The organism is Chitinivibrionales bacterium (assembly GCA_014728215.1).
In the GTDB taxonomy this organism is placed as follows: domain Bacteria; phylum Fibrobacterota; class Chitinivibrionia; order Chitinivibrionales; family WJKA01; genus WJKA01.
Window position 1 is genome coordinate 1 of record WJLZ01000057.1, and the last position, 25,858, is coordinate 25,858.

The 25,858-nt window shown below is 46.6% G+C and carries 21 protein-coding genes; 8 read left to right on the top strand and 13 right to left on the bottom strand.

Annotated features, from left to right (window positions below; genetic code table 11):
- A partial coding sequence (locus GF401_03845) for a flagellin (protein ID MBD3344178.1) occupies positions 1-490 on the bottom strand: 490 nt, incomplete at its 3' end.
- Positions 491-671: 181 nt separating this feature from the next.
- Between GF401_03845 and GF401_03850 the strand changes: the two genes are divergently transcribed.
- The 5 genes from GF401_03850 to GF401_03870 all read left to right on the top strand — a co-directional run bounded on the left by GF401_03850 (position 672) and on the right by GF401_03870 (position 6,564).
- The gene (locus tag GF401_03850; GenBank protein ID MBD3344179.1) at positions 672-2,411 is read left to right on the top strand and encodes a hypothetical protein; all 1,740 of its coding nucleotides are present in this window, start codon (positions 672-674) and stop codon (positions 2,409-2,411) included.
- A 202-nt stretch (positions 2,412-2,613) separates the two neighbouring features.
- Positions 2,614-4,536, top strand: coding sequence for an SUMF1/EgtB/PvdO family nonheme iron enzyme (locus GF401_03855; GenBank protein MBD3344180.1), 1,923 nt, complete (start codon positions 2,614-2,616; stop codon positions 4,534-4,536).
- A complete protein-coding gene (locus tag GF401_03860; GenBank protein ID MBD3344181.1) occupies positions 4,382-5,476 on the top strand; it encodes a cation diffusion facilitator family transporter in 1,095 nt (364 codons plus the stop codon). Before GF401_03855 ends, GF401_03860 begins: the two co-directional genes overlap by 155 nt.
- Before the next feature lie 321 nt (positions 5,477-5,797).
- Positions 5,798-6,001, top strand: a complete 204-nt coding sequence (locus GF401_03865) for a hypothetical protein (protein MBD3344182.1) — start codon at positions 5,798-5,800, stop codon at positions 5,999-6,001.
- A 116-nt stretch (positions 6,002-6,117) separates the two neighbouring features.
- Positions 6,118-6,564, top strand: coding sequence for a hypothetical protein (locus tag GF401_03870; protein ID MBD3344183.1), 447 nt, complete (start codon positions 6,118-6,120; stop codon positions 6,562-6,564).
- Positions 6,565-6,588: 24 nt separating this feature from the next.
- Here GF401_03870 and GF401_03875 read toward each other — a convergent pair whose 3' ends face one another.
- Both GF401_03875 and GF401_03880 read right to left on the bottom strand, forming a co-directional pair.
- Positions 6,589-7,617, bottom strand: a complete 1,029-nt coding sequence (locus GF401_03875) for a hypothetical protein (GenBank protein MBD3344184.1) — start codon at positions 7,615-7,617, stop codon at positions 6,589-6,591.
- A 2-nt stretch (positions 7,618-7,619) separates the two neighbouring features.
- On the bottom strand, positions 7,620-9,020 hold the full coding sequence (locus GF401_03880; GenBank protein MBD3344185.1) for a hypothetical protein: 1,401 nt from the start codon (positions 9,018-9,020) through the stop codon (positions 7,620-7,622).
- A gap of 133 nt (positions 9,021-9,153) precedes the next feature.
- On the opposite strand from GF401_03880, the gene GF401_03885 reads away from it, so the two are divergent.
- Positions 9,154-11,103 carry a DEAD/DEAH box helicase gene (locus GF401_03885; protein MBD3344186.1) on the top strand — a complete coding sequence of 650 codons (1,950 nt, stop codon included), beginning with the start codon at positions 9,154-9,156 and terminating at the stop codon, positions 11,101-11,103.
- A 294-nt stretch (positions 11,104-11,397) separates the two neighbouring features.
- On the opposite strand, the gene GF401_03890 is transcribed toward GF401_03885, so the two are convergent.
- The 10 genes from GF401_03890 to GF401_03935 form a co-directional block, all read right to left on the bottom strand.
- Positions 11,398-13,311 (bottom strand): DNA topoisomerase IV subunit A, encoded by a 1,914-nt coding sequence (locus GF401_03890; protein ID MBD3344187.1) that lies wholly within the window; start codon positions 13,309-13,311, stop codon positions 11,398-11,400.
- Positions 13,311-15,110, bottom strand: a complete 1,800-nt coding sequence (locus GF401_03895) for a type IIA DNA topoisomerase subunit B (GenBank protein ID MBD3344188.1) — start codon at positions 15,108-15,110, stop codon at positions 13,311-13,313. Before GF401_03895 ends, GF401_03890 begins: the two co-directional genes overlap by 1 nt.
- Before the next feature lie 141 nt (positions 15,111-15,251).
- Positions 15,252-16,451 carry a DUF2062 domain-containing protein gene (locus GF401_03900; GenBank protein ID MBD3344189.1) on the bottom strand — a complete coding sequence of 400 codons (1,200 nt, stop codon included), beginning with the start codon at positions 16,449-16,451 and terminating at the stop codon, positions 15,252-15,254.
- A 38-nt stretch (positions 16,452-16,489) separates the two neighbouring features.
- The gene (locus GF401_03905; GenBank protein ID MBD3344190.1) at positions 16,490-17,773 is read right to left on the bottom strand and encodes an AMP-binding protein; all 1,284 of its coding nucleotides are present in this window, start codon (positions 17,771-17,773) and stop codon (positions 16,490-16,492) included.
- Between the two features lie 222 nt (positions 17,774-17,995).
- Positions 17,996-18,166 carry a hypothetical protein gene (locus tag GF401_03910; protein ID MBD3344191.1) on the bottom strand — a complete coding sequence of 57 codons (171 nt, stop codon included), beginning with the start codon at positions 18,164-18,166 and terminating at the stop codon, positions 17,996-17,998.
- Positions 18,154-18,837 carry a DNA repair protein RadC gene (gene radC, locus GF401_03915; GenBank protein MBD3344192.1) on the bottom strand — a complete coding sequence of 228 codons (684 nt, stop codon included), beginning with the start codon at positions 18,835-18,837 and terminating at the stop codon, positions 18,154-18,156. Before radC ends, GF401_03910 begins: the two co-directional genes overlap by 13 nt.
- 18 nt (positions 18,838-18,855) lie before the next feature.
- Positions 18,856-20,181, bottom strand: coding sequence for a beta-ketoacyl-ACP synthase III (gene fabH, locus GF401_03920; protein ID MBD3344193.1), 1,326 nt, complete (start codon positions 20,179-20,181; stop codon positions 18,856-18,858).
- Positions 20,178-22,217, bottom strand: coding sequence for a transketolase (locus GF401_03925; GenBank protein MBD3344194.1), 2,040 nt, complete (start codon positions 22,215-22,217; stop codon positions 20,178-20,180). Before GF401_03925 ends, fabH begins: the two co-directional genes overlap by 4 nt.
- Before the next feature lie 111 nt (positions 22,218-22,328).
- Entirely contained in the window at positions 22,329-23,258 is a 930-nt protein-coding gene (gene miaA / locus GF401_03930; GenBank protein MBD3344195.1) for a tRNA (adenosine(37)-N6)-dimethylallyltransferase MiaA, read from the bottom strand.
- Entirely contained in the window at positions 23,255-24,463 is a 1,209-nt protein-coding gene (locus tag GF401_03935) for a hypothetical protein (GenBank protein ID MBD3344196.1), read from the bottom strand. Before GF401_03935 ends, miaA begins: the two co-directional genes overlap by 4 nt.
- Positions 24,464-24,584: 121 nt before the next feature.
- Between GF401_03935 and GF401_03940 the strand changes: the two genes are divergently transcribed.
- Positions 24,585-25,301: a hypothetical protein gene (locus GF401_03940; GenBank protein ID MBD3344197.1), complete on the top strand. Its 717-nt coding sequence runs from the start codon at positions 24,585-24,587 to the stop codon at positions 25,299-25,301.
- Positions 25,302-25,858 (top strand): GTP-binding protein (locus tag GF401_03945; protein MBD3344198.1); only part of this gene is annotated, 557 nt, incomplete at its 3' end.

Consider the following 25,858-nt stretch of genomic DNA (forward strand, 5'->3'; position numbering starts at 1 on the left):
CCTGATCGCCGGCGTTGGGTCCCACCTGGATTTGAGCATCTCCTGAAGCAAGCCCCTCTCCTGTAGCAACATCCTGGGTGTTAAATTCGCTCGATTGAGCAATTCTGTCGATTTCCTCGGTCAGTTGCTGATATTCGATATCGATCTGCTGGCGCTGGTCATCGGTAAGGGTATCGTTTTGGGCCTGGAGTGCCAATTCCCTCTGGCGCTGCACCATTGATGATGCCTCTGTAGCGGTGCCGTCGGCAATATTCAGTGCCGACATGGCATCAGCAACGTTGTTTGAGGCTGTTTTAAAGCCGCGGATCTGGGTCCGGAGTTGTTCGGAAATTGATAATCCGGCAGCATCATCGCTTGCCCGGTTTATTCGCTGGGCAGTGGCAAGTTTTTCCAGAATTTTGCCCAGCTTGCGGTTGGTTTTGCCGAGGGTTTTGACGGTCTTGTTTTGACCAAGCCCGAACCCCGGCCCGATATGGCTGTTGATTTGCATTGTGCACCTCCCTGTTTGTGCTTTCTGCAGACTTATAACTTCCCCTTTTATAGTATCGGCATTATTATAAAAAACTTTAGGAAAAATATCAACAATTTTTTTGCTCCGCCTTTTTTATCAAATAGGCGCTTAACCTTAAAAAAATTAACATCTTATCCGGTCAATCGTTTAGTTTATTACTATGTATCTTCATACAATCGACTGGATAATACTTGTTTTTTATCTTGTACTGACCATCATTTTAGGGCTGATTTTCTCAAAAAAGGGCACACAAAGCATTCAGGAGTTTTTTGTCTCCGGCAGGAGCCTTCCGTGGTGGCTGGCCGGGACAACCATGATCGCTTCAGCCTTTGCCATCGACACGCCGATCGGTATTGCCGGGATGGTTGCCAATTACGGCATTCCCGGGGTATGGTATGCCTGGTCTTTTGTTCTGGGCGGAGCTGGGATGCTTGGTGCATTTGTCTTTTCAGCCATGCTGCGACGGAGTGAAATTCTTTCTCCGGCCGAAATTGCCGAGTTACGCTATGACGGCAAACCTGCTGCGGTACTGCGCGGGTTTAAAGGTGTTTATTTTGGAATACTGGTTAATGCATGGACTCTGGGGTGGATTCTGAAGGCCGTTTTGACACTCAGCAAAGCGGTTATTCCTCAGGCAAATCCATACGCGGTTCTGGGAATCATTTTGGTATTCACCCTGGCATATACAGCAGCTTCCGGATTGTGGGGGATTGCGGCAACCGATCTGATTCAGTTTTTCATTGGTACTATCGGATCTCTTACCCTGGCGATTTTTGCCTGGCGCCATGTTGGAGGTGTCGAACAGATTGTAAAAGGCCTGTGCACTCGCTATGGTGATGTTGAATGTGCGCAGCGACTCAGCTTTTTTCCCAGTGTTGCGTCACCTTTTTTTGCCACCTTTGCGGTTTTTATTACATTGAAATGGTGGGGTAATCCTCCTCCGGCCATATTGCAGCGTATTATCGCATCCAAAGATGAGCAGCATGCATCAAAAGCGACATTTCTTTTTGCAGTCGTGGCATTCGGATTTAATTACTGGCCCATGATTTTTGTCGCCCTCGCCGCGCTGGTCGCTTATCCTGAACTGACTGCGGCACAGGCCGGAACCGGTGTGGGGTATGCCCGGCTGATCGTCGAGATCATGCCCACCGGTATCCTCGGCCTCATGCTGGCATCATTGATTGCCGCATTCATGTCCACAGTCGATACACATATCAACTATGGCGCTTCATATATGGTTAATGATCTCTACAAACGCTTTGTGGCAAAAAATGCTTCAAAAAAACATTATGTACGGGCATCGCAGGTTTCGACCATGTTGATGCTTCTGATTGCTGTTGGCATAGCAATGATTCAGGAATCGGTTGCCGGAGCATGGCTGACACTCTCGATGATGACTGCCGGGTATGGGGTAATCATGGTGTTGCGCTGGTTCTGGTGGCGTATCAATGCCTGGTCTGAGCTGTCTGCGCTGACAATCGCTGCTGCAGGAAGTCTGGTTATGTATGTCACTCCCTTGAAAGAAATGAAATGGGCCTGGCGATTTCTTTTCGTCTTTTCGGCCAGCCTGCTGTCATCGATGATAATCACGTTTTTTACCCGGCCGACCTCACGGGAACATCTTGCGGGCTTCTGCAAAAAGGTAAAACCCTTTCCTCAATTATGGGGTCCGATTGCAAAGGCTCATCCCGAAATAGAATGGAACCCCCATCTGGTGCGTGTCGTTTTGCAATGGACTCTCGGAACGATCGCGCTTTTCTGCTTCTGTTTTGGTCTGGGGCATTATATGTTTCTCAGATTTATGCAGGGCACAATTCTCCTGATCTGCTCGACAGGGATTACCCTATATCTGTTTTCCAATAAAAAGAAATATGATACGGCAGACAAGGGGGGTGACTGAATTTTATTTTACCTTTTACGCAATTTTACCGGAATTTAATTTGGTTTTTGATGTACCTGATAAGGTATCTTTATTATCGAACCTTGCATTGCTCAGTGAAGAGGTCTGATTAATTGCTATTTTAATTGTTTGTGCCTTTGTGTTTTGGCAACAGATCTTTTGAGTTCGACTTACTATAGAGTTTAAGAGGAGGCTTACGTATATGACATTCTGCTTATTCGCAAAGGGAGGGGGCAGATGGAGATTGGAACTCTTGTCGCTTGCAATTTTTTGTTCCATTTATCAGGCCTATGGTGATCGCGTTGGCCAATTAATTGAAGACATAAAAAGCGGTCCGACAACATACTGGTCACAGGATGCCGCGGCGAATCACAACAAGACGCCCTATTCTGCGTCTGAAATTATGATGGCCGGTAATCAGGAGAAGCAGGATGCGGTAAAAAGCATTCGAGCTGCAATCGCGTTGGGTGATATGGGATGGGAGGCCCGTGAAGCGATTCCCGCCCTGATTGAAGTTTTTCCCCGGGCGGTGCATGTCCTTATCGAGCGGGGAGTTCATTACATGCCCGGCCAGGGAGGGTTTAATGACCATATCTCCACTGAAGTTGTCTCACTAAAAAACAAATTTCTTCTCTCGGGTTATCTTCTGGAATATAACAGTCTTGTAAAGTGCGAGCGATTTGTCGAGGCTTCTCATGAAGTGGATTTTATTGAAAAGCAGGTTGGTGAAGGCGGCCGGATCGTTGAAGCACTTGTTGATATTTACGTTACCCTCACTGTTAATGCCGGCCATTGTGCATTGGCGCGAATTACCGGACAGGATCTGGGTGCCGACAAGAATGCGTGGCGGCAATGGTGGGCTCAGACCGGCGCCTCTTATACTCCGGTATCAACCACCGGAAGTTCTACAGAAAGTACCTCCTTTTCAACCGGCGCCGATCCCTCTGATATCGTTGAAAAGGGGAAATACCGGGTGGTTCTCTCGACAGGCGATGAGTTTGTCGGGACTGCCGAAATTGTCGATGATACCTCAATTGTAATCGAAACGACAAACGGCGAGCCGTTTAAGTTTAAAAAATCACTTATTGTTGAATATGAACTGCTCAAACTTCCGGAAAAAATTACGACTCAGGGGGTTGGCCATACCGCTTCCGGTGGAATCAGTGAATCGGAAATTCTGACTTTCGATCAGTTATCCCGCCGTTCCGCCGAGGGGTTGAAAATTGAGGTTCAGCTCAAAAATGGCTCTACACTCACCGGTCTTCCGGCAGTTATTACGCCCGAGCAGCTTAAACTCGACATCGAGGGCTCCGAAATACCGATTACCAAGGAGGCCATTGCCCAGATTTCGACAGTTGTCGAAACGCCTGAGGAAGAGCCTGCTGCAGCATCTGCGCCGAAAAAACCCAAAGGCCCCTTTGATACACTTGTTGTCCGGAATCTAAAAACAGATGAGTATGGCCGTGCACTTGAGGATATAGTCTATGCCGGTGAAATCGTATCCGACAATGGATCGAGCATACGGTTCAAAACGATTGACAACGAAGTGGTGAACGTTGCTTACAGAAATGTCAAACGCCAGATCCGACATAAAAAGGATGAAGAACTTTCGGAAATCGAACGCTACAGTAAGAGTCTGTTCTGTCCTGAAGGCATGATTCTGGTTGATATACCGCCCGGAAAACCGGACCGTCCCTTCTTCAAGGTGTGTATCGATAAATACGAATATCCCAATCGTGAAGGTGCTTTGCCCAAAGGAAATGTTTCCTACGATCAGGCTCAGAAGCTTTGTGAGGACCAGGGGAAGCGGTTGTGCACGGTAAGAGAATGGAAATGGGCATGCACCGGTCTTGATGGTTACACCTATCCCTACGGATGGAACCGTAATGATGACAACTGTAATACCAAGGGGATAAAGCCTCTGAAAGAGGCGGGTAGTATGAGGAAATGTGTCAGCAAGTTCGGCGTGTATGATATGGTCGGAAATATTTTTGAATGGGTTACCGACGAGAACGATGAACCCATGCTCATGGGTGGTCCCTTGTCAAAATGCACCACCGTATCTCCCGGAGTCGGCGGTGGCGCCAAACCCCAGACCGGATTCCGATGTTGTAAAAGCAACTGAGATGGCGAATAAACCACTCAATTCTTCTGTTCACAAAGATTTTGTCGGCCGTCAGAAAAGGGCCCAGCGCGTGGTCAATGTCGGGCTGGCCGGTAATGCCATTCTTGCGGCAGCCAAGGTTGTCACCGGAATTCTCGGCCACAGTCAGGCATTGCTCGCCGATGGTGTCAACTCGGTCTCAGATGCTGTCTATTTTGTTGTAGTAAAACTTTTCGTGCGCCTGTCCGGCAAACCGGCCGATAAGGAACATCCCTATGGCCATTATCAGTATGAGACTATTGCCGCACTGGTAGTTGGTGCCTTTGTCCTCACAACAGGGATTGCGATTTTCTGGGATTCGGTAAATGCAGCCTACGATCTCTTTGCCGGAAGAACCGGGGACATGCCTGTCAGGGGTATTTCGCTGATTGTCGCTGTTGCAACGATATTGATAAAAGTAATGTTAATGATTCATGCGAAAAATGTCGGTACTGCGACAAATAACCTTGCGGTAAATGCCCTTGCCCGGGACCATCGAAACGACATTTTTGCTTCCCTGGGAGCTGCCGTGGGTATCGGTCTGGGCATGGTCGGGCTCCGGTGGGCCGACCCGGTCGCAGGCGCACTGGTTGCCGGGGTAGTCGTCAATACCGGGTTCGGCATTCTAAGAGATGCTTCCGATGATCTCATGGACAGTGTGCCGAGTAACCAGCTTGCAGAGCAGATATCCCGGGCATTAGCCGATATCAACGGTCTCGAAAAGGTTGAGGAAGTGCATGCACACCGTTTCGGACCTTACCTGGTAGCAAATATTACAATCGGGGTAAAGGGAACGCTAAGCGTTATCGAAGGCGATCGAATTGCCACCGACGTAGAAAATACGTTAACCAGAGATATTGATATGCTTCGCAAAGTATATGTTCATTATCATCCTTCGAATGAATCAAATCGGCAATCCTGACGAACCCTCCAGTTTTCCGCCATTTCCGCAAAAAAACATCGTTGCTAACCACAGAAAAAAACCGCTATTTAAGTAGATAGATTTAAATAAAATAGGTCATATCACATAAAGTAATAGTATAACAATTTTGCAGAAAAAAGTAGCCGTAAAACCACCAAAAAATAACAAAATGTTGAGTTTTTATTGACAAGAAATACAACAGATGGTATGATTTAGCTAATTTTAACAACAGCCCAAAAATTGAACCGAAGTGTCTGAAAGGCAAGGAAAAAATTGAAACCGGATCATTTTGGACAAGGCAAATCACACAGGCGGAAATCGATGAGAATGCTGAAAAAAGAGGCCATCCAAAAGGCAGTGAAACTTCACGGACCGATTACACCCTGTGCCGGACGGCAAACGCTATCAGACTGCTTCACTATAGAAATAAACGGTCTTTATCTCTGGTTTAACTGCAAGGATAACAGTACCCGGGTTATCCGCAATCCACTCCAGAAGGAAAAACATAATAGTTTGGCCTCGTGAAACGCCGAAAACCGGCTCATTCCTGATTGTTTTTACCAATTTTCATGCTTGATCTTTCATCCTTTTTCAGATATAATTAAAAAGCGTTCATTACTACTATCGCAGGGGAAGCAACTATGCGTACAGGGAACATTGAATCCGGTTTTTCCAAAAGTGAGTTTGTTCATGAAAGGGCCATGGAAAGAAACAGCTGGACCTCAAAGGGCGATATGAAACAGATTGTCAAGGAAACCGCCCAAACATTCGGTACCGATGCCGTTTTCAGGCATGAAGCACGGAATTATCGCGATCTTGTTGCGGAAAGTGGTAATCAGATACTGAAGAGAGGTGTTTCAAAGGTTCTCAATATCAATGTGGACCACACCGGCGGCATTAAGGATACACTCGAGACAGGCATGGTGCAGAGTAACGATATTCTCGATGTATGGAAAAACGGGTTTTCCTCAGATCAACGCCAATATGCAGTGAAAGAGTATTCCCACAGCGCCGGGGATAAGGCTTCCGAGCGGAATAAATCCATGACAACCCGGATGCCGACCGATGATCTCGATATTCGAGCCTGATTTTTATTTCTGCAGACTAATTTGTCAGCCTAACATCTTTTTGGCTGATGCAACCACTCGATCAATACCTATTCCTTTCATACACGCATAGGTATTAGTGCACTTTTCCGGCGTTTCAAAACAGGGTGCACAAGCGCATTCAATTCGGATTATTTCACCTTTTTTGAAAACCGGCGCGACTTTTTGGGGATCGGTAGGACCGAATAAGACGATCACATTCGTTCCCACCGAGGCCGCCACATGACCGGGGCCCGAATCGTTACCGATAAACAGGTTTAAGGATGCAATGGTTTCAAAAAGTTCACGTTCGGTAGTGGGGGTATGGATCGAAACCGGCAGGTCTTTGAATGCAGAGCGGACCCCGCCGGATTCATCGGGACCAAATAAAATCAGTATTTCAGCGCCTTCATTGTGCAGGAGACGAGCAAGGGTAGCGAAATTTTCTACAGGCCACTGCTTTATTTCATATCCTTTTTTGACTCCGGGATGTATTCCGATACGTTTTTTTACTTTTGCGACCCTGGGAATAGCTACCGGATAAAACTGCGGCCTCTCCGGCGGCGTTTTGCTCCACAACATATTAGTGATTGTCGCATGAGCAGGTGAATTGATATTATATGTGGTAGTATAGACATTTTTTGTATAGGGAGGTGTGGGTACCGTCGGGCCGATACGGACAGGCGCCCGGCTGAGGGCGACAAGAAACTCGGTAAATACAGTGTAAATACCGATTATGTTGACATAGACCAAGTCCCATGGGCGTGATGCAATACCGATCGACTTGAATGGTTTTTGAGACGAATTGGCCATAGTTGCATCGAACTCGTTATCGACAATGTCAAGGGATCCGTGTGTCCAGAGGACCGTTACCGATGCAGCGGGCCAGGTGTTTTTAATGTTCCGCAGGGCCGGTAAGGCCATAAGCCGGTCGCCCATACCTCCGGAGATTATACAGAGAATCCTTTGCGGTTTTCCCTGTGCTTGGCGGACAGGCATTATCCGGCTGAGTACAGTGGCGAATTTTCGCAGCCGCCATCGGAAAAAATTTTTCATAATCACATTTTCTCCTGCAAAAATCTTTCTTTGTGATGAATAGCGCCGGGCCGGTAAATCACCAGCCCACCATCACGTGAATAAATATAATTACGTCTTATAAGCTGAGATAATTTCCTGTCGAGTCGCATGAACGATGTATGCTTGTCTTTTCTCATTATGATCAAATCAAAATGTCTGTTTTCTACCGCAAGAATAATTCTTCGGGGAATATCAAGCCCGGCCCAAGTGAGATTGTCTAAGGCTGCATAATGGTCCCACTCCTGTTTGCCGGCTCTTTTCCAGAGATATGATTCGGAAGGAAACCAGACCGGGCCGTCAACAGACCGTGCCGTTTCAACCGCTTTTCTGTCGGTATCACGAATCGTTTGCAAAGGATAGAGAGCGCCAGTGGGGTTGTAGAGACCGAGAATAAGCTGAATCACAAGAAGCGGTTTCCATCGGCTCAATGCCGCCGACGCACCGATGCATAGTACCGGCTGGAATGGAAAAAAAGCATTGATCCATCCGCCCCCTTTCAGTAATCCCATAATTCCGATTATCAGTAGCGTGAATGAAAAAGCACAAAAGCGAAGGTTTTTAGTACGAAAAACGTAAAACCAGAATCCAATCCAGAGGGGGAGCTGGAGTATAAAAAGACGGATTAATTCGGGACGCTCGATGAAACCGCGGAACGTATGCGATGACGGCAGGGTCACTAAATAGGTCCAGGCAAATCTATTGGTGACAATGAGCAACCCTGTTCCAAAGATTATGCTGGCCAAAAGAGGTGTCCAGGTCCAGAGTTTTCTTCGAGATACTATCATAAACACGATTACGGTGACCAGTGGCAAAACAGCGGTCTGTTTCGTAAAGGATGCGATACACATGAATACAAGCGCCCGAAAATCTCCCCCGGGAGTATTTTTCAACAGGAAATAAAGGGCAGCAGTGCACAAACACATGAGCAGTGGGTCGACAGCAATAAGATCGTAGAATTTGCCTGCAATTGCATAGGTCGACAGGAACAGGCACATCCCCCAGAAAGCGGTTATTCTGTTTTTATGGATTAAAACTGCTGTTTTGTACACAAAAAAGCAGGAAACAAGTGTTGACGCAAGAGAAATGAGCCGTCCGGAAAACAGGTTGCCGGGGATACACCTGTCGAGAAAGCCACTTACATAGAAGAAAATTGGGCCATAAATTGTGCCGGTGGCGCTGGTTGCAGGGTCCGGGTACAGGCTGCCTCCCAGAGCAATGAGCAAAATTTCGATCCAGAGAATGGTTGTCTGACTCTGAAAAAAAGATGAAAATATCGGGGGAAGAAAGTGGGCGGTAATCAAAGATAATCCGAATATCACGGCGACTGATATCCGGATTCGTCTGGTATGGAAGGCTGTTAATGGTATACTGGTTGAAGGCATTGTTCTATTAAAATTAATCTTTATGCTTCTAAGTCTTACATCAGACGCTTAGATATAATATTTTCAAGTATAGCAAGATGTTTGTTTCGTTTTATCACACTTTACCAGTTATTGTACCATAAAAGAATTATTCATGCAGTATTTAGGATACACACTCGATCCCTTTCAGGAACAGGCGGTTGAAGCAATTAATCAGGGTGAATCATTAATCGTGGCAGCGCCCACCGGGTGCGGCAAGACGCTTATAGCAGAGTATGCAGTTGAAGCCGCCATGGACAAGGGCTTGCGGATTGTCTACACCGCGCCCATTAAAACGCTTTCCAACCAGAAATTCAGAGATTTCCGTGCTCGTTTCGGCGAAGAGGCTGTGGGGATCCATACCGGTGATGTTACCATCAATCCCGAGGGCCGTCTTCTTATAATGACAACCGAGATTTTCCGGAATCTGATTTTGGAAAAATCTCCCCGTCTAAATGAAGTCTATTATGCCATTTTTGATGAAATCCATTTTCTTGATGATCCTGAACGGGGAACGGTATGGGAAGAATCCATTATTCTGGCTCCGCAAAATATCAGATTCTTATGTCTCAGTGCAACGGTCCCCAATATCCATGAAATCGCCGACTGGATGAGCAAAGTAAGGCACACCAGATTTCATATCATCGAAGAACATCATCGGCCGGTCCCTTTGAAACATTACTTGTTCAGTCCCAAGTACGGCAATATTACCATTAAAGGAATCCGGAAGAAATTCAAGAAGAATTATAATGAACGCAAAAAATTTCTACGGCGCAAACCGTCATCACACAAGATTGTCAGTCGACTTATTCAGGAAGAACATTTGCCCGCGCTCTATTTCTGTTTCAACCGCCGGGCGTGCGAACGAAATGCTGAACTTCACAGCCGACTTGATCTTCTCGCCCAAGAGGAGCATGCCCGGCTGAAAGAATTGGTTAATCAACTGGTAAGCCAGTACGGATTGCAAAGCTACGAAGGGCTCGGTAATATGCGTCAGTTGTGGGAGTCTGGCTGCGCCTATCATCACGCGGGAATGCTTCCGGCTGCAAAGGAGATTGTCGAGCGGCTGTTTACCAGCGGGCTGATCAAGCTGCTGTTCAGTACCTCTACGTTTGCTCTGGGTATCAATATGCCGGCCAAAGCGGTGGTTTTCGATCAGGTGGAAAAGTTCGATGGCGTCGAATTCAGTTATCTGATGACCCGTGAGTATAATCAGATGGCCGGACGGGCCGGCAGGCGGGGTATGGATGATGTCGGGCATGTGTACGCACAGATAATTCCCGAAGCGACCGATCCCCGGGAAATCGAACGGCTGATGTATGGAAAAAATGAGAAGATTACCAGTCAGTTTTTCGCTTCCTATGCAACAATTCTCAATCTGTATAGTCAATTCGGTGATAAAATGATGGAAATGTTCAGGTTGAGTTTCAGTAATTTCAAAAAAGGAACGTTTGCTCTTACAAAATCATATCGACGGGAAGAAAACCAGATACACAACAGAATCCGGTTCCTTCAGGATACCGGTTTTCTGGACGGTACCTTGCTTACCGATAAGGGCAAACTTGCGGCGGCGGTCAGCGGATACGAAATTCAGGCTGCAGAGCTTTACTATACTCATAGTTTCGATACATGCCCTGTCGATCAGTTTCCGGTCGTGCTCGGTGCGCTGGTTACCGAAGAAAGCCGGAAGAATAAAGAAACGACACCTTCAAACGTAATGCTTACCTTCGAGGCTGCAAAGATCATAAAGAAACTTCGCAGGCAGGAGATCCGGCATAATATCGAGTTCCCCATCAGTGAAATGAATTTTTCCCTTGCCGCACCAATTTTCGCCTGGGCCAAGGAGTGTACCTTCACGGAACTTCAGAGCTTTGGGTTTCCCGAAGGCGATATGATCCGCGTTTTGCGAATGATAATCCAGCTCCTTCGAACCCTCAGAGACAAGCTCCCCGACCCGATCATTTCAGACAGAATGCACGAAGCCCTTGAGCTTGTTAACCGTGATGTTGTGGATGCCCAGGCCGAGCTTGAGGCGGATTTACCGGGCAAAGAAAAGGAAGCATAACGTATTTGTTTCTCCCCTGTCCTGAAGGCCGGAGGCTAATCTTGAAAGACAGCAATAGCTGTTCAGGCAGCAAAATTGGAGAATCATCTTCCATTTCATTCAGGATATTTTTTGCGACAGGCTACTTTTACTATTTTAGTACCAAAAATGGACCTTGAATATATAAAAAGGCTCCCTTTAGGCGGATAAAGACTAATTTTCTGAAGGCGGTGCAGAAAATAATTAATTCTCAGGAAGAGAAACTCCAACTACTGCCCGATAGAATAGAGCGAATCGAAGCCCGATTTTAATTACCTACTCCCCCTTCACAAACTTCGCACTCTTCAGCTCCCTGTTTGCCAGCCTGACACCCGTGGCTTTTACGCCCTTAACGAGAAAGTCGGAAATATTGAATGTCTCGTTGAGCACCCGGACCCGCGGTTTGGGTTTGTATTCCACATCGATAGCGAGCGATGAATCGGTGGTGAGTTTGACCGGGACACCGTTCTCCGGCACGATGGAATAACCTTTGTTAAGGATGTACTTCTCGATTTTGCAGCGTTTGAAATAGGGCGCACCGGTCTTTGTATCTTTATAGATAACATTAAAGACCGTATTCGATGCGGTTTCTTTGTCCATGAATCCGCAGTAAAGCATGCCCTTGTCCACAAACATCTTATCGGGGACATCGGTTACCGAATAGGCGCCGGATTTGCGGATGACCAGAATGCGGTCGTACTGGGAAACATCGAAAAGAACGTTGCCGCTGTTGACCTCGTATCCGAGATAGCCGGTATCTTTATCGTAACGGAGCTTGAGATTCCGCTGCGCAGCATCCTTGACATCTACTTTTTCAAAAGAGATAAGCTCGGTTTTCCGGGGGAACTGGTTTTTATATTTTTCAATAATGCCTTCAAGAAAAGAGATGGCATAATCGTTGATATGCTCGAGGTGATGTTTTATTTCTTTAAGCCGATTTTTAATCTCCCGCATTTCTTTTTTGGCACGATCGATATCATATTGTGATATGCGTCTGATCGGAATTTTCAGCAGCGTATCGACATCCTCTCTGGTAACTTCCCGTTTGATCTGTGATTTAAAAGGCTTGAGGCCGTTGAACACGGCTTTAACCACCGCATCGGCGGTTTTTTGATCTTCAATTTCCTTATAGATCCGGTTTTCGATAAATATCTGTTCCAGGGTTTTTGCATGGAGCTTGTCTCGCAATTGACCCAGTTCGAGTTTGAGTTCGGCGATAAGAACTTTTATCAGCTGTCGGGCATTATGCTGAATTATTTCGGTGACGGTCATCACTTTTGGCTTACCGTCAACAATAACGATGCAATTGACACTGATTGAATTCTCACAATCGGTAAAAGCATAGAGTGCGTCGACCGTTTCTTTGGAATGCACTCCCCGGGCCAGGCGGATTTCAATCTCAACATCTTCTGCCGTATAGTCACTGATACCGGCGATTTTCAGTTTATTCTTTTTTGCTGCATTTTCGATAGATGAAATAATACTCTGGGTGGTGGCGCCGTGTGGAAGCTGCTTGATGATTATTTTTTTGGGATCCGTTGTATCGAGATTTGCCCGTACCAGCACTTTACCGTTACCGTCGTTATATTCCGATACGTCGGCCAGACCGCCGGTGGCAAAATCGGGAAAGAGCAGCAGCTGTTCATCATTGATAAACGCGATTTCAGCTTCCAGAAGTTCGATAAAATTATGGGGCAGGATATGGGTTGCCATACCCACGGCAATACCCTCGGCGCCCTGTGCTAAGAGGACCGGAACTTTTGCCGGCAAGGTGACCGGTTCCTTATTGCGTCCGTCATAGGATGGCTCATATTCGGTAATGCTCGGATTGAAAAGAACTTCACGGGCCAGGTGTGAGAGACGACACTCGATATATCGCGCAGCCGATGCTTCATCACCGGTGAATATGTTACCGAAATTACCCTGCTTGTCGATAAACAGATCTTTATTTGACAGCCCTACCAGCGCCGCACCTATTGAAGCATCACCGTGAGGATGATACCGCATACAGTGACCCACGACATTGGCCACCTTGTTGAACTTGCCGTCATCCATTTCATGAAGGGAATGGAGAATGCGGCGTTGTACCGGCTTTAATCCATCGTTGATATGTGGAATAGCCCGGTCTTTAATAACATAGGATGCGTATTCTAAAAAATTCGTATTGAACAGATTGTGAATGTAAGCCATTAAACGAGGTTCTCCATGATAAATTCACGACGGTCCGGGGTGTTTTTGCCCATGTAAAAATCGAGGGTGTTCCGGATCATTTTGATTGATTTGATATTGACTTCAATAAGCCGTATGTTGTCGCCGATAAACTGACCGAATTCTTTGGGCGATATTTCTCCAAGACCCTTAAATCGGGTCACTTCAGGATGGCTGATTTCTTTGATCGCTGCGTTCCGTTCTTTTTCGCTGTAGCAATATCTGGTCTCTTTTTTATTTCTTACCCGGAAAAGCGGCGTCTCGAGGATATACACATGTCCGGCAACAACGAGATCTTCGAAATAATTCAGAAAATAGGTAAGGAGAAGGTTGCGGATATGGAACCCGTCGACGTCGGCGTCGGTCGCGATAATAACCTTGCTGTAGCGAAGGTTTTCAATGCCGTTTTCAATACCGAGCGTCATCATGACATTAAACAGCTCTTCATTTTTGTAGATAGCCGCTTTGCTTTTACCAAACACATTCTGCGGCTTACCTCTCAGGGAAAAAATAGCTTGTATTTTCGGATCCCGTGAAGAGACGATGGAACCGGCAGCCGACTGACCTTCGGTGAGGAAAATCTGTGTTTTCTCTCCGTGTTTCGAATCGTAGAGGTGATATTTCGAATCTTTGAGGTTAGGTATCTTTATTTCAATCTTCTTGGCAGCTTCCTTGGCCTCTTTCTTAACGACATTGAGTTCCTTGCGAAGCTTTTCATTCTGGACTATTTTTGCTTCGACTTTTTTTGCCGCATCGCTGTTTTTATGAAGAAAATCAACCACGCCCGATTTTACTTCGCCCACAATCCAGCCGCGAATCTCCGCATTGCCAAGCTTGTTTTTGGTCTGCGATTCGAAAACCGGGTTTTTCAGTTTGATTGCAATGGCCCCGGCAATTCCTTCACGAACATCAACGCCCGAATAATTTTTCTTGAAATATTCATTGATTCCTTTGAGTATGCCCTCGCGGAATGCGCTGAGGTGCGAACCGCCGTCGGAAGTGTGCTGGCCATTAACAAAGGAAAAGTATGTTTCACCGTAGTTCGATGTGTGAGTAAGAGAGAATTCCAGCTGCTTGGTTTTGTAATGACCAATATCATACAGCGCATTCTGACCCACTTCATTACCGAGCAGGTCTAAAAGTCCGTTTTTGGACTCGAATTTCTGCTTGTTGAAATAGAGCCGAAGGCCGCTGTTGAGATAGGCGTAATTCCAGATCCGCTGCTCGACATATTCGAAATTAAAGCTGTACTCTTCAAATATTTCTTCATCGGGCAAAAATTCAATCAGAGTACCGTCCGGTTGTTTGGGCGCCTTGCCCTGTTTCTTTGATTTCAGTTTCCCCCGCACAAAATTGGCCTCGAAATACTGACCCTTTCGAAAGGCACACACACGAAATTCCGAAGACAGTGCATTGACCGCCTTGGTGCCCACCCCATTGAGACCCACACTGAACTGGAAAACATCATCATTATACTTGGCCCCCGTGTTGATCACAGAGACACACTCGATTACCTTCCCCAGGGGAATCCCGCGTCCATAATCACAAATTTTTACCCGGTTCTCCTTTATGTCGATATCGATTTTTTTGCCAAAACCCATGATGTATTCATCGATGGAATTATCGATGACCTCTTTGAGCAATACATAGATCCCGTCATCAGGATTACTGCCGTCGCCAAGCCTGCCGATATACATGCCGGTTCGAAGACGAATATGCTCCAGGGAACTGAGGGTCTTAATTTTGCTTTCATCATAAATAGAAACGTTCTTTTTAGCCATTGATCATACCTTCTTGATGCACAGAAACAAGGTGTAAAAATATATCCATTCTAAGAGGTAAAACAAGAACCTAATATTATAGGTGGTAGCGTTATGAAGGAGTTATACTATATCTTGTAAAATAGCTTCTGTGCAATATGCTCAGTTCAATATATTATTCCTTCCTTCTTTCATCTGCCCCCGTGCCTGCCTGATTTTTGAAAATGCGGGATAGGCCAGTATAAAGGTCACGATTCCCGCTGCAATCGAAAGAATGATACTGCCGATAAACCATTCGATACCGTATTGAAAAAATGTTGCAGCGCGGGCATTTATCGACAATTGCACAATATCCGGGGGAACTATCAGCTTTCCAATGCCGATGGCCAGGGCGATAAGAAAGGGAAGCATGGGCGGTGAGGAAAGCGACACTCCTAAAAATGCAAGGGGGCGGTTGAGCTTGAAGATAAATGCAAGGGCCATAACAGTCAACACCTGAAAGCCGAGTATAGGAAAAAGAGACATAAACACCCCCAGGGCAAGGGATGCCGCCGCCCGTCTGGGAGTTGAATGAGCTTTGAGTTCGCTTTTGACCAGATGAATCAGTTTTTCCTTTGCACTCTTTCCGGGTGCATGGATAGTTCTCCAGGGCAAAAAGATGCGTATCAGTGATGCTTTGAATTTGGTTCGGCTGGCCCTGAAATAATCGATCATCGTACGGAAATGCGGTACCCCTTTTCCCGAATCAAAAGGCACACTATGGACCGGTATTTGAGAAACGGTAATCCCATTCCATACCGCATAAGTCAACATTTCAATTTCGAATTCATTTCCTGTGCCTTTGCATTCGATATCTTTGATTAATTGCAGAGGATAGGCCCGGAAACCGCAATGAGGATCATCGATCGTGTTGCCGGTATTAAACTTATACCAGAGAGAATCAAAGTTGTTTCGGACCCGGTTTTGAAGAGACCGATTATCTTTCTCTTCATCGATGATTCTGTTGCCGACCCATAATGTTTCCGGATTTTCCTTGATTTTTTTCAAAATGACAGGTATATCCTCCGGCAAATGCCGACTGTCGGAATCAAGGGTGATCGCATGAGAATAGCCCTGCTCATAAGCACGTGTAAATCCTGCGCGCAATGCATCACCTTTACCTTTTTTGCCGGCAGATTCGATAGAATGAGTGACAAAAGTCGAGTGTACGACCGCCGATGTATCATCCGGGGAACCATTGTTGACAACAATAATATCGAGCGGGTATTCCGCAATCTGCTCGAGAAGCGGTTTCAGTGTTCCGGCGTTACTCCAGGCGGGAATGATAGCGACAACGGCAGGGGATTGTTTCTGATAATCCATTGGTACAGGCAATGATTTGAAATGCTCGATTCTATTTTCTACTTTATTCTTTTGTCGATTACCTGGATTTTATTCCGGCTTTCACCCCTCATCGATTGTATGGTTGCTTTGTTTGAGACCAGGATGGGAAGATGGACCCGTGCCTGGCTCCGAAGCCGCTCCGATATGGAAGGGACCATACTCGGTGATACTGCGGCATGAATCGTTACCTGATCTGAGGATGAATTATTTCCTTCAAGGATGATAATAAAATCATCGATTTCATCAAACTCATCGAGTACACCGGCAATAATCGATGGATAAACGCTGGCGCCTCTGATTTTGATCATCTGTGATTTTCGTGCAAGGATCGGACCGATACGGCAGGCATTTCTTCCACAAGCACACGTATCACTGATCTTGAAGGTAATGTCGCCGGTCCGATAGCGCAGCAGCGGCATCCCTTCAACACCCAGTGACGTAGCGACCAGTTCTCCCGGGGTCCCGTCGGGGACACATTTTCCTTCATCATCAACAATTTCAGTATATACCAGTTCCGGATGAGCATGGCCACCCCGTTGGGTCGTACATTCACAGTAAGCAATCGAAAGTTCGGTGTTACCGTAGGTAGAAAATACCTGCGCCCGATACATTTCTTCGAGGCTTTTTCCCAGGGTATTGAGCTGCATGTCCTGCGAGCGGACACTTTCTCCGATACAGAAGAGACGGGTGATGCTCGAATTGCGTGTGTCGAAATTCCGGTCGTTTAATTCGGTTGCCAGTTTTTTAAGACCCGACGGAACACCTATGATAACACTCGGCTTGAGCATTTCGAGATACTGGTGCTGCATATCGGCGGACAATACACCGATTCGGGCAGTATTAGCTCCCAGCATGGTCAGGCCCCGATAAGAGGCAATGCCGGCGATAGAAAGCCGGTCGAGAGAAACAAAAATCTGGACACGATCTTTTGCGGTCACTCCCGCCCCATAAAAACAGAGAGCTTCATTGTAAGCCAGACGGTCCAGGTCGGACGCGGTGAGCGAAAAAGCCATTGGCTTGCCGGTCGAACCGCTGGTAATTACCGTCTCGACGACATGTTCTTCAGAAACACCGAGAAAGTTTCCGGTCTTTTCAGCCACAATGCTCTTTTCCGTAAAGGGAAGCTTGTGGAATTCATCGAAGGAAGTAATGTCATCAGGTGTGATATCTTTGAGCTGTTCCTGATAATAAATCGACACCTCTTTCAAATGCCGTACGTGATTACGCAGGGCCCGAAGGGTACGCTTTTGAATCTCATCTGCTGAAAGAAATTCCCATGAAAGTTCGGGTCTAAAAACCAATAATTAATCCTCCTGACAGGAAACTGGGGTGCTGATATATCTCATTCCGGTTTTTGGTACCGTCTATAAACAGATACTGCAGGATATTCTCCCGGTTGTAGACGTTTTGTAAATCAAAATAGTAAATCAGACCAAAAAAACCAAAGTCGCCCGCCGTTCAAAGCAAATTCGAGATTGTAACATGCCGGATAAAGCTTGCTGTTCAACCCGGGTATTCTTCGATTATACATATATTTCGATTTGCATGAAAACATATTCCATGCACCCAATTCCGGTTGTTACCTCTTTGAATTCCAGCGAGTCATTGCGTGCGCTGATACCGGTGTTTGCATAATCGGACAGTTGTTGCTGGGTGCCGAATGATTTACTAAACGTTGTGTTTAATTGGGCCATCGAGGTAGTTCTCTTAAACTGATTACTTTTTCCTTTGATATAATAATATGATCCAGAAGCGGTGTTTCCAGAAGTTTGCAGATCTGAAACAACCGCTTAGTGATTTTCCAGTCGGCTTCGGAACATTCCAGCGTGCCCCCCGGATGGTTATGGGCCAGTATCAGCGATGCCGCTTTCTTCTGCAGTGCCTGTTCCAGTATAGTACGAGGATAAATGACACATTGATTCGTAGTTCCTTCAGATACTTTCTCGGTTGCTATGATTCTGTGTGCGTTGTCGAGATAGATAACTGCAATATATTCGGTTTTCTGGTTGCCGTAGTGAAATCGGAGATACTCTTCAACATCTTTGCGATGAGTGATTATGGGTTTGCTTTCATATTTTTCTTTGAGACAGTAGGCGATAATATCCCTCAGCAGGGTAAAAAGGGCGGCGCCGCGTTCGGTTATTCCGGGGGCTTTGCGGAGTTCGGCAGGATCGACATGGAGCAGTTCACTGATATTTCTATGATTGCCCAGGAGAGCCTTGGCCGTTTTTTTCGTGTCCTTGCGGGGGATTATATACGTTAGCAGCAGTTCGATTATTTCATAGTCCTGAAGGGAGGATAACCCGTTATTCCTGTATCGTTCGAGAAGCCGTCTCCTGTGCCCTTCAGAGGAAATCTCCGCCATATTGTGCAACTGCTTTCATTACCATTTAATCGACATGGCCGCGGCGGTAATGCCGGCCCCGACAGTACAGAATACTATCTTATCGTTTTTCTTGAGATATTTTTCGATTTCGATCAGGGCCAGTGGTATGCTCGCGCTCGAGGTATTGCCTACCCGGTCGATATTTAAATAAAATCGTTCAAAAGGTATTCCGCTTTTTGTCGCCGCCGCTTTCAGGATTCTGCCGTTTGCCTGATGGGGAACGACCCAGTTGATTTCTTCGGGTTTCCAGCCGCTTTTTTCGACAACCTCACGGATAATAGAAGAGAAGCTGTCGGTAGCGAATTTGAACAGTGCGCGGCCGTCAATCCGAATACAGGGATCGAATGAGTCGGTGTTTTCGGGCAATTCGTAGCCGGGGTATTCCCGCCGGGCCATGCGAAGTCCCTGAGAATCCGCGGTGATAAACTCTCGTTGTATTGTATGTCCCGAATCGGTGGCCGAAATGACCGCCGCCCCGGCGCCGTCACCAAAAAGGAATAGCGAGCTTTTGTCTTTTTTATCCAGAAGCCGCGACTGCATGTCGACTGCGCATGTCAGAATGTTTCGTGCGGTTCCGGTATAAATCATCCCCCGGGCCACCGAGATAGCATAGAGCCATCCGGAACAGGCTGCATTGAGGTCGAAAGCAGGAATTCCACGCAACCCAAGTTTCTGCTGGAGGATACATGCTGTTGCTGGCATGACAAAATCGGGAGTAGTGGTCGATAAAATAATCGCATCAATATCCTCGGCCTTCATGCCGGATTTTTTGATCGCTTCCTGTGATGCGATCAGGGCCATATCGGAAGGTCGCTCATCGGGGTTTGCCCACCGACGTTCTCTGATACCGGTGACACCAAAGATATAATCTTCGGTTACATCAGGAAATTCGCCCAGGAGGTCTTTGTTGGTGACGACTGTTTTAGGAAGATAGCCTCCGATACCTAGTATGCCGACAGTCTTTGAATTTTCATCGGAATTTTCTTTAAGTTGAACCGACATGCCGGTGTTCAGCTGTTCTTCAGATTGAAGTGCTTCCGGGGCGGATTGCGGTTCTTTGACCGATATATCGTCCGTTTCAATTTCAATCACCGGATCATCGAAACTCGAGGTGTTTCCTTCCCGGCACAGGATTGATTTAACAGTCCCGTCGCAGGGTGCTTCAAAGGTAAATGATGATTTTGCACTTTCGGCTTCTGCAAGCACCTTCCCTTTAGTGAAAGTATCGCCGGGTGAGATATGCCATTTGATCAATGTTGCTTCGGTTTCGGCGGCAGCCTGGGCCGGAAGACGTAATGCGGTTGTGAATCGTTCAGTGCTCATTGTGTGGCTCCAATCATGTTTTTAACAGCAGAACGGATATGGTCCAAGCTCGGTAAATACTGAGATTCCAGTTCTTGCGCAAAAGGAACAGGACTATCCGGCGCGGCGATCAGCATCGGTGCGGTTTTCAAATCTGAGAAGCACTCCCTGGTCAGCGTTGATATAATATGGTTACCCAATCCGGCCGTTACTCCGCTTTCCTGCACAACCAGAAGCCGTCCTGTTTTGTGTACCGAATCGGCCAGGGATTTCCAATGTATCGGTGAAAAAACAAAGGGATTCCAAATGTCAAGGGAATAGTTTTCCTGTTCGGCGAGCCGAAGAGCATGCCGGGCAATTGCTCCCCAGGTTATAACCGTAAGGTCGTTACCTTCGTGATAGTGACGGGGGCGCCAGACATTTTCAAGATTGCCGTCAAATTCGATATCACCCTTTTGTGCACCATAAAGGAGTTTATGTTCGAAAACGATACAGGGATTGAGATCATAATAACCTGCAACGATTGCTTCAAAGGTCTCCTGAGGGGTGAAGGGGTAGAGCAGTTTCAGGCCCGGAAACCGGGACCATAATCCCTCGAATTCTCCTGAGTGAAAAGCCCCGAGAGTAATTCCACCGCCGCAGGGCAAGCGAAAAAGCAGAGGGGCAGGAGTCCCTGTACGAAAATACCATGTTCCGGAATTAAGCCCTAACTGAGTAACGGCTTCGGTGGAAAAATCCGCAAACTGAAACTCGAAAATGGGCCTGCCGCCGGTCTGCGATGCCCCCAGAGCAAAGCCGGTTGAGGCCGATTCACAGATCGGCATGTCCATTATTCGGTCGTTACCGTATTTCTTGTGAAGCCCCTTGCAGGTTTTAAATGCCGATCCATAGGGACCGATATCCTGTCCAATGCAAAAAGCTTCCGGATTATTCTCTAGGATATGGTCGAGCGCCAGGTTGATCGCTCCGGTAAGATGTTTTATTCCGGATGCGGAAAAAGGTTTTGTTGACAAAACATTTGGTGGAGCATAGATATCCCATGCCGGTTTTGGTGTTGGGCGTTCGACTTGTAAGGCCTGAGCGATGACCCTTTCGATTTCGGTATCAATAGTTTGTTCAAGCTGAACCAGCGCTTCTTCTGAAATCGAACACTTTTCCAGAAGAGCGGCACGGGTTTTGGGAAGTGGGTCACGGGCATTGATAGCTGCCTGCTGTTCCGGCGAAATATATTCGGCGTTATCATATACCGCATGCCCTTTCATTCGTAGGGTGTCGCATTCAAGAAGATAGGGCAGTGATGTTTCATTCATGTAATCGAGGGCGTCGCATACAGCAGTGTACACTTCCTCTATACTGGTGCCGTCGATCGTTTTTCCCTTTATACCATAACTCGCTGCACGAACAGAAAGCTTCTCGCAATTATACTGCAGTGATACCGGTGTTGAGAATGCATACTGATTGTTTTCAATTAGAAAAAGCACCGGACATTTGCGTACCGAAGCCAGATTGATCGATTCATGAAAATCGCCGGTACTCGTTCCACCGTCACCACTTACCGTCAGTCCAAAGGCATTCTCACCCTTCAAACGGGCTGCATATACCCCTCCTACAATCGTGCCGAGCATATTGCCGAGATGGCTGATCATGGGGAAACGACGGGACTTTGCATCACCATGATGAACATTCCCTTCCCTCCCATGAGTGGGACTCTTGGCATTGGCCATGTATTGGCACATAAGATTAAATGGCGTTTGTCCTGCTACAAGGTGTGCACCGAAATCGCGCTGCAGGAGGCTGAAAACATCAGTGCCGTGGCGGAAAGGAAGTGCCATTCCGACAGCGGTGGCCTCATTGCCGATACTGATCGTAACCGTACCTTTGACTTTTCCTGAACGGAAAAGGTCTGTTGTTTTTTCCTCCAGGCGCCGGGATAGATACATATAATAATAGGCGCAGGGATAGAGCGTATCGATACTCATTCGATGAGGAAAGGGCTTAATATCGTGTATTAGTTTTTGAATATCAATCGATGAAAAGAGAATATCGGACCTCCTCAAAATGAGACAGCTATGTCGTCAAAGATTGAAACAGAGCCTGAAATAGAAAGGAATTTAGTATAATCATTAATTTCCAGAAAATAAGTGATCGCAGGGTATAAGAAAACCTGTTCAATAAATAAAAGTGTGTTTTTCAATAATTTTGAAAGCTTCACCAGGATCGGCTTCGTGTATCCAATGGACCGGAACCCCCCGCCGCTCCATCCCCCGAAACCAGGTTTCCTGTCGTTTGGCAAGTTGGCAGATGGCATTTCTAAGTCCTTTTACCATATCATCATAGGACAATTTCCCCGTCAGATATTGAGCGATGAATTTGTATTCCATACCGAAAAGAGAAAAGCGATGCGATGAAATTCCTTTCTTCATAAGGCCCCCAACTTCATCGATCATCCCTTCTTTCAGACGGTCATTCAGACGTTTATCGATCCGTTGGCGGAGTTTTTGTCGATCCCACTGTATTCCCAAAACCAGGGGAACGATTTCAGGCGGATTGGAACATCCCCATTCTATTTCATGATCTTGGGCATACATGGCTATTTCAATGGCCCGGACAATCCGTTTTTTACTGCTCGTATCGGTTTTTTCCACTTGTGCCGAATCAAAGGTATAGAGCTGTTCAAGGAGTGAGCGGGTATCTTTTTTCATGAGCTCTTTTCGGAGCAGCTCATTTTCGGGAACATTGGGAATTCTGTAATATTTCAAAACAGCTTCGATGTATAAGCCGGTTCCCCCTACCAGGAGGGGAAGCTTCTTGCGAGCCTGGATTTCCCTGAAAACGCGGTAAAAATCTTTCTGGTAATGATAGATGGTATATATTTCATCAGGTTCAACGATATCGATAAGATGAAAGGGAACAGCCCCCTGAGGCGTCGTGTATTCCGAGATCTCTTTTCCGGTTCCGATGTCCATACCGCGATAAACCTGACGGGAATCGGCTGATATTATTTCGCCCCCTGTTTTTTGAGCAAGGATAACTCCCAGGTGTGTTTTACCCGAAGCATTAGGACCACAGATAACCAGAAGGTTTACGGATTGTTTCATTGATGAGATCCCGGTTTCTTTTTAAACGTTGAGCGAAGTTTTGTGTCGATTTCCCACATTTCGGGCATTGAGGGAGCGGTAATGAAAAATCCGATTTTCTGCGGAGGTGTTTTCCGGCCGTCGGCATGCAAGGATAGCGGAGTAAAAAGAAAAACTCCCTTTTTCGTCTTTCGGTTGAAAGCAAGAGAAGAAAGTCTGGTATAGCTGTTGATATCCCTGTAATTTTTTAACTGGGCAAATTCAAAGAGGCAGCATGAATCCGGCGCCAGTTTTTCCCGTAAGGAATAGGCCATAATGCTCATGGCCCGGCGGGCATTTATTTCGACACAGAGGGCAATTGAGAGAGCGCCGTTTTTTTCATATACTATCGAATCGATTCCCACCGGCCCCCAGTAACCTTCGTCGAAAAGGTAGGCGCCGATCCGATGGGCCATGGTGTCCAGCTGGTCACGCCAGGGTGTGAGCGTTTTATTGTTGGGCGCTAATACGATCCCGTAAAAAACGCCGCCGCTGTTGTTGAGGGTCTGGTGATGCGATATATCGATACAAGTGCCGTTTCTATTGATGGTAAGCCGGGTGGAGATATCGGCAGCTCTTTGTAACCAGGGTTCATAAATGACTCCGTAATTGTGCGGGGCGCAAAGATTTTCGATTCTTTTTTTGACGGCCGGGCTCATGCCGGGGGCTTTCATATGCATGAAGCCGATTCCGGCATTCCCATGGAAGGGTTTGATAACCGAAGGATAGGTTGCTTTTCTTTCGAGAAATGCAAAAAGCTCAGAGCTGTTGCAAAAAAGTCGTGCGCCGGGAACTCCATAACCGAATTCTTCTCCGATACCAAAACTGTATGTCCGTGAATTTACTTTCTTGACTGTATCTAATGATGGATGATCGGTGTGAATATTCAGCGATTCGAAGCGGGAACAGGCATTGCTGTCCCATCCCCAGGGAGAACCGGACAGGTCGGCTGTATTATCCTCCCTGCTCAGGGGCAAGGGGTAATCAATTTCATGCTCATCCAAATACCGGAAAAAAGAAGGGTCTGGTTCGATATCCAGGAGTATTCGGTCGCGGCGCATTCCCACACAGGCGAAATATATTGTCGATTCATTGAAAATCGGCTGCAACTTTGAAAGGTCGTAACCGGCAAGAAAAAGATCAAAGGAAACATTGAAATACCAGGCTTTTTGATGGTGGGTGTTCATACACTCACAAAATAAATTCTGTACCCGTCCCGAAACCTGGAGAGAAGGACTGGAAAAACAGGTACGTAAAGCAGGACAAAAATGAAGCACTTGCTTGTTAAAAGGTGTATTTTATACGTTAATGGGAACCAGATCAACAAAACTTGCATTACTCTCCTTTCTACTGATTATCGGCGGCAGCAGTTGTGTTATCAATGTTGACGATGATGATGAACGTCTTACGATGATCCGTGCAGACAAGGGGGGGGATACGGTTTCGGTATTTCCTGCCATTAAAATCGCTTTTTCAGTTCCTCTGGCGGTCGATACGGTCATGCTGGCGATGACACCACCGTTTCAAACCGGCTATGCGGCATATCTAAACGATTCGAAAGATACGCTGGAGGTCAGAGTGACCGGAATGCTTGAAGGTAATACCCGCTATTGTATCAAACTTGCCCATGCAATTAAGGCGGAAAACGGCTTTGAACTTTATCCCGATGCAGATTCGATCGTGTTTGTTACCCATCCTGCCGAATCGGAACCGAATAATTCGATATCGACAGCCAACCAGTTGAACGGAAGAGTTTTCGGTATGATCGAGCTGGCAACCGATACCGATTATTATTTTATTCCTTCTCTGCACAAAAGAAAATTTTACCTTAATTCATTCGATTCTCAATGCGGATTTGCCGTAAGTGACAGTGACGGAGTAGTGCAGGAAGCTTTTCAGTCGCAGACGCAATCTGATACGCTTATTGCAGGAGATTCGTTGTTTCCGCCTTTTCATGTGCTGGTATTTGCCAGTCCTCTCAGTTCGCATGAGCGGTATGAATTAGGGAGTGTTGACGTACCATAATTGATTTGTTTACCGGAGTTGAATGTGCTTCCCCTTGTCTCTATTGTCGGACGGCCCAATGTGGGCAAATCGTGTCTTTTTAATCGGATTATCGGCAGGCAGCTGGCTGTTGTCGACAACTATGAAGGCTTGACTCGTGACAGGAATTATGCACAGGCATCCTGGAACGGTGTTGAATTTACAGTAACCGACACCGGTGGTCTGGCGCCAACGTCAAAGGAAGCGTTGACATCGGAGATTCGCAGGCAGGTCGACATTGCTGCAGAGGAATCTGATGTTATCATTTTTATCGTTGATGCCGGTACCGGTCCTACCGACCTCGATGAGATCATTGCGCGTCATTTACGGCGAACACAGAGTGAAAAGATATTTCTAGCCGTCAATAAAGCCGAATCACCTCGTGCCCTTGATGATATAAACCTGTATTTTTCCCTGGGCCTGGGTGATCCGCTGCCGATTTCTGCGCTCCATGGAAAAGGTGTCGCAGACCTTCTCGATGTAATTGTCGATCGTTTGCGGAAGTTGGATAAAGTAAAGCGGGGGCAAGGTGTGGCAGA